Genomic DNA, 7,493 nt, shown 5'->3' on the forward strand with positions numbered 1-7,493 from the left:
TGGCATCAAGGACCGCCTGATGCATCGGCCCAACAAGCATCATCCCGAACTGCCGCCGCGGCAGAAGCTGCGCAACAAACTAATCGCCAAGGTGCGCGCCGCCGTCGAGCGTCCGTACGCCGTGTTCAAGGAGCATTATGGTCTCCGGCGGATGCGCTTCTTCAACTTCGAGCGCAATCAGGTGCACATCGTGCTGGCCTGCTGCGCCTACAACCTACGGCGTGCGGCCGGCGCATTGGCCGCACAACGCCAGGAGTCCGTCTCCGCATGAAAAAACAGAGGACAACAGGGGATGAAATGAGCAAAATGCCGCTCACTGTAGCGGGCTGACATCAAAAAAGCCCGCGACGCACCTCAAGCGCCCGCTCGCCCCTCTGTGCAAAGCCCTCACAAGGGGAGAGGGTGGCTCGACGCGAAGCGGCGAGACGGGTGAGGGGTATCTCTCCGCGCGTTCAATTCTCATTTGAGTGTGTGGTGAGATACCCCTCATCCGGCGCTTCGCGCCACCTTCTCCCACAAGGGGAGAGGGGAAGAGACCTGCCCTACTGCACGAGATCGGCAACGGTGGTTGCCGCCTTCAGCCCGGTGCCCGTGAGAACGGCCACGGTGGTCTCGTTCGCCTTGACCGCTCCTGCCGCGGCGAGCTTTTCCAGCGCCGCAGCCGCACTGGCGCTGGTCGGCTCGGCGAACAGGCCTTGTCGCGCAAGGCGCCGTAGCGCGGCGACGATCTCCTCTTCGCTGAGCGCAACGGTGCCACCGCCGCTCTCGCGCAACGCGCCGATGATCTCGCGCAGGCGCAGCGGATTCTTGATGGCGGTGCCTTCGGCGATCGTCTTGTTCACTTCGCGCGCGACAGGCGTATCCACGCCGGCCTTGAAACTTGCATCGATCGGCGAACAATTCAGCGGCTGTGCTGCGAACAGACGCGGCAGTTTTGCAATCTGCCCCGCCTTCAACAACTCGCGGAAGCCGAAGGCGCAGCCCAGGAGGCTGCTGCCCGCGCCGACGGGGACGATGACGTTATCGGGTGCGTGAAAACCGAGGTCCTCCCAGATTTCATAGGCCAGCGACTTGGTGCCTTCCAGGAAAAACGGCTGCCAATTGTGGCTGGCGTAGAAAGTCTGGCTCGACTGGCGAATGGCTTCGGCCTCCGACTCCTCGCGCGGGCCCTCGACGAGCTGCACCGTGGCGCCATAGGCGCGCACCTGCGCGATCTTGGCCGGCGACGTCGACGCCGGCGCCAAAATCTTCACGCGCATGCCGCCGGCAGCACCGAGCCCCGCCATCGACGAGCCGCCATTGCCGGAAGAATCCTCCAGAATGGCGTCGACGCCGATCTGCCGCAGGAAGGACAGCATGACCGCAGAGCCTCTGTCCTTGAAGCTGCCGGTCGGGTTGAACCATTCGAGCTTGAAGAACGGCCGCAGGTTGCCCCACTCCTGTTGTACGAGCGGCGTGCAGCCTTCGCCGAGCGTGATCGGTTTTGCGATCGCGACCGGCAGCGCCGCCCGATAGCGCCACAGCGATCGCGTGCGGCCGTCGATGTCCTCGCGCGACAGACCCACCCCCGGCGTCACCAGAAGCGGCGTGCGCTCGTCCGAGCACCAGCGCGGCTGGTCGAGCGGATAGAGCTTTCCATTGCGGGGGTCGATGTAGCTGGCGGCAGACATGGCGTACTCCGGGACGGGGCCGAAGCTGTACGATATGTCTGATTATGGCCGCTTTGCCTACCCCAGGCCGATGCGATGCATGAGGTCCCTGAACCGCGCATCGCTGCGGAGCGGATCGAAGGCGGGCCGCAGCAGGATCGAGGGATTGAACCTGGCCTCATAGGCCTTGCCGAGCCAATCGAGCGCAGCGTCGCGATCACCGAGGCCGACATAGATGAGCGCGACGTTGGCTTGCGCCGACGGATAGATTTCACCCTGCGTTGCCATGTCGGTCGCGATCCTGACGGCGTCGTCCTTGCGGCCGGACACGGCATAGGCGTAGGCGAGGTTGGAATCGAACACGCTGCTGTGGCCGGAGATCTCGATCGCCTTGCGAAATGCCGCGATCGCCTCGTCGAACCGGCCGAGCTGCACCAGGGCCTGGCCCAGCTCGTAATGACCGACGGCAAATCCCGGATCGAGCTCGAGCGTCTTGCGGCTCTGCGCAACCGCTGCGCCGAAGTCATGGTTGATGCTGAGGGCATCCGCAATATCGGCGCCGATGATGAGAGAGAGCGGATCGAGGCTTTGCGCCTGGGTGAATTCCTGGAGCGCCTGGGTCGTCTTGCCCATCAGCATCAGATGCCAGGCGTACCAATGGTGCGCCGTGGCGTAGCTCGGATTGAGACGGATCGCGGCCTCGTATTCGGAGCCGGCGACATCCCAATCCCAGCCGTAGAGATCGAGCGCGAAGGCGAGCGAGGTATGGGCTTCGCCGAGCGTACCGTCGAGCTCCAGCGCCTTGCTGGCGGCCGCAGTCGCCTTTGAAAAGGCCTCCGTGGTCGAGAGCACGCCGTACTCCCAATCGCCGGCGAGCGCATAGGCGTCCGCGAGGCCGGAATAGGCCTCGGCATAGTTTCGATCGATCTCGATGGCCTGACGGAAATATCTGATCGCCACCTTGAGCGCCTCACCCGTGCGCTTGTTCAGGAAGTAGCGCCCCTTCAGATAATTTTCGTACGCCGAGGGATCGACGGGACGCGCCTTTTCGAAGGCGGCGCGTTCGCCGTGGTTCAGCGTCACACGCACCTGCTCGGCGACGGCGCGGGCGACGCGGACCTGAAGCGTCAGTGCGTCGCGAACATCGCCCTCATAGCTGTCGGCCCAGACGCGGCCGTCGTCCGGCGCATGGATGAGCTGCGCCGTGATGCGCACGCGGCCGCCCGCGCGCATCACGCTGCCCTCGATGACGGCATCGACATTGAGCTCTCGCGCAATGGTCGCGAGCGATTTATGCGCGCCCTTGTAGGTCATGGCCGAGGTGCGCGAGATCACCCGGAGCGCATTGACCTTGCCGAGCTGCGTGATCAGCTCGCCGGTCATGCCGTCTGCGAAAAAGTCCTGCGACGGATCTTCCGAGGTATCGACAAGCGGCAACACCGCGAGCGAATGGATTGCTTGCGGTGCCTGATGCCAGGGGTAAAGCCATATGAACAGCGCCACGGCCAACAGCAGGATCAAGCCGATCGAGGCGGCAAATCCCTGTCGCCAACCGATGACACGTCTGGCCGGATGGTCGGCCTGCGGCGCAGGCGCGACGGTTTCGGGCGCCGCAACAGGGCTCTCCTCGATGACGGTGACATCGGCGAGGAAGCGATAGCCGCGGCGCGCCACGGTCTCGACAAAGCGCGGGCTCTCGGCGGAATCGCCGAGCGCCTCGCGTATCTTGCTCACGGCCTTGTTGAGCCCGTGATCGTAATCGACCACCGTCTGCGGCCACAGCAGTGTGCGCAGCTCCTCACGCGTCACCACCTCGCCCGGCCGGTCGAGCAATGCCGAGAGCAATTGAAACGGCTGCTCCTGCAAGCGGACCCGGCGGCCGTTCTTGATCAGCTCGCCGCTGCGCGGATCGGTCTCGAAAACGCCGAACCGGGTGCGCCTGGCGAGCTGCACCGCCGAGGTCGCGGCCGGTCTCTCGATCAATTCAGGTTCGTGCAGCATTGAAGTCTCGTCGAAGCGTTGGGGATGTGTTGACGGAAGCCCGTGATTTCATTCGGCTTCCCGGGGGATTGCGAGTCCAGAGAAAGGTGATGCGCCGTCCATTGAGACCGGCCGCCGTTCAGACGAAGAGAGCCGCGCACAACCACACGGGATCGCGCGAGGCACTCGATGCAGAACGGCGTCACTCCGGGACGAGACGGCATGCGAACGCTCGATTCGGCTTATAATTTTGCGCGCTTCCTGAGCGGCGATGCGGACGCCGCCGAGCACATCGTTCAGGCGGCATTTCGTCGGATCGACGCCGGCCGAAGAGACCGGACCCGGTTGTTGAAAGGCGTGCGGAATTGCTATCGGACATGGCTGACCACCCGTCGGCAGCGCGATCGGCAAGATGATGTAGTCGCAAACAAGCGGTTACCTGATGCGGTCGGCACTTCCGTCCTCCGATCGGACGACGGTGCGGAGAAAATTACAGCGCGCATCGATGTCGATGCGGCCGCGGTTCGCTGTGCCATCGAGACCCTGCCGCGGCGCCTGCGCGAAATCCTGGTCCTGCGCGAGCTCGATGCGCTCTCCTACAGGGAGATCGCCGAGGTGACGTCGTTGCCGACAGGCGAGATCATGGCGCGATTGGCCTGCGCACGGCGGCTGCTCGCAAGGTCGGTCGGCCGCCGAGACTAAAAGTCTAATTATTTCAATTACTTAATCTGATATAATCGACAGCAAGGCTCCCGACCGGCGCGCGGGCGCCATTCCGATCAGGCCTGCCGATACCCATATAATGGGCAATGAACGGCCAGGCCGCACCGCACGATTAACTTGTCTGTCGTCGTCGGCCGCTACAATATGTTGGATTGCGTCGCCGGTGTCCGCCGGCAGCGCGACTGAGCCAGGCCCGTCCGAGCGGCGGGCCGTTGGCTTTTTGGGAGCTTGGACATGAGCCGCGCGAACCGTACCGACCACATCCGCCTCACCTCCCATCCGGAGCCGGGCCGGAAAGCTGCCTTTCCGATTCACTGGGGTGCAGCGGATGCGCGCGCCCGCGGGCCGATCATCGGCACGGTGTCGCGCGCGCAGGATCGCAACGTGATCGGCAGCCATGGCGGATCCTATGCGATGTACCGGGCGCTCGCCGTCTCCGCCGGCGCGCTCGATCCGATCCGGCGTCCCGATCTCACCAACACGTTTCCCGCGGCGACCATCGGGCCGTTTGAGCAATGGCGCGATCCCGCGAAGATCGTCGCGCTCGATCCCTGGGGACATCTGGTCGCCGAGAATTTCGGCAAGGACATCGCCGAGGGCATCGACATCCGGCCAAGCATCGCGGTGACGCGTGCCCGTCTCGACCTGCCCGAGATCCGCGAGGCGCTCGCCGCAAAACGGCTGCGCGCCGATGGCGATGTCGTGCACGCCAATGGCAGCGTGTCGGTGGTGAAGATCGCAATCGATCCGGTCTGGTACCTGCCGGGCCTTGCGGAGCGGTTCGGCACGAACGAGACCGAGCTGCGCCGCACGCTGTTCGAGCAGACCGCCGGCATGTTCCCCGAACTGGTGACACGGCCGGACATGAAGGTGTTCCTGCCGCCGATCGGCGGCACCACCATCTACATGTTCGGCGACGTCACCAAGCTGCCGGACCATCGCACCAAGATCACCTGCCGCGTGCATGACGAGTGCAACGGCTCCGACGTGTTCGGCTCCGACATCTGCACCTGCCGCCCCTACCTCATCCACGGCATCGAGGAATCCGCGCGCGGCGCGCAGGAGGGCGGGCTCGGGCTCGTCATCTACAACCGCAAGGAAGGCCGCGCGCTCGGCGAGGTCACCAAATTCCTGGTCTACAACGCGCGCAAGCGCCAGGCGGGTGGCGATGCGGCCAACGCCTATTTCGAGCGCACCGAATGCGTCGCCGGCGTCCAGGATGCGCGCTTCCAGCAATTGATGCCCGACACCATCCACTGGCTGGGCCTGAAGCGCATCGACCGCTTCCTGTCGATGAGCGACATGAAACACGACGCGCTGACATCGCAGGGCATCGATATCGTGGAGCGCGTGCCGATCCCGCCGGAGCTCATTCCGGCCGATGCCGACGTCGAAATGGCCGCGAAGAAGGCCGCCGGCTATTACTCGACCGACATTGCGCCCGAGAAGGACGTCAACGGCGTGGTCGGACGTTCGCTGGAAAAATACTGATCAAGTGATGACGGAGGCTTTGGAACGACAGGCCGGCTCGCTGCTCAGCGCAGCAGCGGTTCGCGCGGGTGCTGGCGAGATGCTCGAGATCGGCCTGAACGGCGGGCTCACGCATTTCACCATCGATCTCGATCGCATGGATGGCGTTGCGGATGCCGTGGTCGCGGTCACGCGCAAAGCCTATCCTACGCTCGACATTCCCTTCCACGCGCGGTGGCGGCACTTTGTGCTTGGCGGCGTCGATCGCTGGGCGCGGCTTGCCGACGCGGCCTCATGGCCGGATCGCGCGGCGCGGGCGCGTGCGGAGTTTGATCTTGCGATCGTCAGCGTGCTGCTCGATGCCGGCGCCGGTGCTGCCTGGCGCTATCGCGACGCCGTGACAGGAGAAGGCATCGGCCGATCCGAGGGGCTTGCGATTGCAAGCCTCGACATGTTTGCAGGCGGCCTTTTCTCCGGCGATGCGCGTGCGCCTTTCAGGGTCGATGCGGACGTGCTCGCAAAACTGCCGCTCGCCGCGCTTACATCCGCTTTTCAAGTAACTGATGCCAATCCTCTGCTTGGCCTCGAAGGACGCACGGATCTGTTGCGGCGCTTGGGCCAGCTGGTCGCGGAGCGTCCGGACGTTTTCGGCTCGCACGACACGCCACGGCCGGGCGGACTGTTCGATCACATCGCAGCGCAGGCAACCAACGGCACTATTCCCGCGCCCGCGATCCTATCCGCAGTGCTGAACCAGCTCGGGCCGATCTGGCCGTCGCGGCTTGAACTTGCGGGCGTTCCGCTCGGCGATTGCTGGCGCCATCCGGCGATCAAGGCTGACGGCGCAACCGCGGGCCTCGTTCCCCTGCACAAGCTGTCACAATGGCTGAGCTATTCGCTGATCGAGCCGCTCCAGCGCGCCGGCCTGGAGGTGACCGACATCGACGGACTGACCGGGCTTGCCGAATACCGCAATGGCGGCCTGTTCGTCGATCACGAGGTGCTGCGCCTGCGCGATGCCGCTGATGCCGAACGCGCGCACGCGGTGGACTCGCTGCTCGTCGTCGAGTGGCGTGCGCTCACCGTCGCACTGCTGGATCGGCTGGCAGGGAGTGTCCGCGCAAAGCTCGGCCGCACGCCGGAGTCCTTGCCGCTTGCCAGCATCCTGGAAGGCGGCACCTGGGCTGCGGGCCGCGCCATTGCCTTTTCACGCCGCCCCGACGGCGCGCCGCCGCTCAAGGTGATCAGCGACGGGACCGTTTTCTAAACCCTCTCCCCTTGTGAGGGCTTTGCACAGAGGGGCGAGCGGGCGCTTGAGGTGCGTCGCGGGCTTTTTTGATGTCAGCCCGCTACAGTGAGCGGCATTTTGCTCATTTCATCCCCTGTTGTCCTCTGTTTTTTCATGCGGAGACGGACTCCTGGCGTTGTGCGGCCAATGCGCCGGCCGCACGCCGTAGGTTGTAGGCGCAGCAGGCCAGCACGATGTGCACCTGATTGCGCTCGAAGTTGAAGAAGCGCATCCGCCGGAGACCATAATGCTCCTTGAACACGGCGTACGGACGCTCGACGGCGGCGCGCACCTTGGCGATTAGTTTGTTGCGCAGCTTCTGCCGCGGCGGCAGTTCGGGATGATGCTTGTTGGGCCGATGCATCAGGCGGTCCTTGATGCCA

Annotated in this window: 7 protein-coding genes; 4 read left to right on the forward strand and 3 right to left on the reverse strand. The window is 64.7% G+C overall.

The features are described from left to right. On the forward strand, positions 1 to 271 hold a 271-nt coding region (locus UB31_RS20010), incomplete at its 5' end, for a transposase (protein WP_045009670.1). 271 nt (positions 272 to 542) lie between these two features. On the opposite strand, the gene UB31_RS20015 is transcribed toward UB31_RS20010, so the two are convergent. Together UB31_RS20015 and UB31_RS20020 are read right to left on the reverse strand one after the other, a co-directional pair. After that, the gene (locus UB31_RS20015) at positions 543 to 1,670 is read right to left on the reverse strand and encodes a threonine synthase (protein ID WP_045003459.1); all 1,128 of its coding nucleotides are present in this window, start codon (positions 1,668 to 1,670) and stop codon (positions 543 to 545) included. Between the two features lie 57 nt (positions 1,671 to 1,727). After that, positions 1,728 to 3,650, reverse strand: a complete 1,923-nt coding sequence (locus UB31_RS20020; protein WP_050044801.1) for a tetratricopeptide repeat protein — start codon at positions 3,648 to 3,650, stop codon at positions 1,728 to 1,730. A gap of 201 nt (positions 3,651 to 3,851) precedes the next feature. On the opposite strand from UB31_RS20020, the gene UB31_RS20025 reads away from it, so the two are divergent. The 3 genes from UB31_RS20025 (at position 3,852) to UB31_RS20035 (ending at position 7,089) form a co-directional block, all read left to right on the forward strand. After that, complete coding sequence (locus UB31_RS20025) at positions 3,852 to 4,331, forward strand: sigma factor-like helix-turn-helix DNA-binding protein (RefSeq protein ID WP_050044802.1); 480 nt, start codon at positions 3,852 to 3,854, stop codon at positions 4,329 to 4,331. A 255-nt stretch (positions 4,332 to 4,586) separates the two neighbouring features. After that, positions 4,587 to 5,843 carry a GTP cyclohydrolase II gene (locus UB31_RS20030; protein WP_045003462.1) on the forward strand — a complete coding sequence of 419 codons (1,257 nt, stop codon included), beginning with the start codon at positions 4,587 to 4,589 and terminating at the stop codon, positions 5,841 to 5,843. A gap of 7 nt (positions 5,844 to 5,850) precedes the next feature. Further along, on the forward strand, positions 5,851 to 7,089 hold the full coding sequence (locus UB31_RS20035) for a URC4/urg3 family protein (RefSeq protein ID WP_045012147.1): 1,239 nt from the start codon (positions 5,851 to 5,853) through the stop codon (positions 7,087 to 7,089). Between the two features lie 133 nt (positions 7,090 to 7,222). Here UB31_RS20035 and UB31_RS20040 read toward each other — a convergent pair. Further along, positions 7,223 to 7,493: transposase (locus tag UB31_RS20040; RefSeq protein WP_045009670.1), on the reverse strand; the 271-nt coding region annotated here is incomplete at its 5' end.

It is taken from the genome of Bradyrhizobium sp. LTSP849 (assembly GCF_000938255.1).
GTDB lineage: Bacteria > Pseudomonadota > Alphaproteobacteria > Rhizobiales > Xanthobacteraceae > Bradyrhizobium.

Excerpts from the sequence above, each read along its gene's own strand:
- UB31_RS20015 (WP_045003459.1), bottom strand. The coding sequence starts at position 1,670 with ATGTCTGCCGCCAGCTACATCGACCCCCGCAATGGAAAGCTCTATCCG.
- UB31_RS20025 (WP_050044802.1), top strand. The coding sequence starts at position 3,852 with ATGCGAACGCTCGATTCGGCTTATAATTTTGCGCGCTTCCTGAGCGGC.
- UB31_RS20030 (WP_045003462.1), top strand. The coding sequence starts at position 4,587 with ATGAGCCGCGCGAACCGTACCGACCACATCCGCCTCACCTCCCATCCG.
- UB31_RS20020 (WP_050044801.1), bottom strand. The coding sequence starts at position 3,650 with ATGCTGCACGAACCTGAATTGATCGAGAGACCGGCCGCGACCTCGGCG.
- UB31_RS20035 (WP_045012147.1), top strand. The coding sequence starts at position 5,851 with ATGACGGAGGCTTTGGAACGACAGGCCGGCTCGCTGCTCAGCGCAGCA.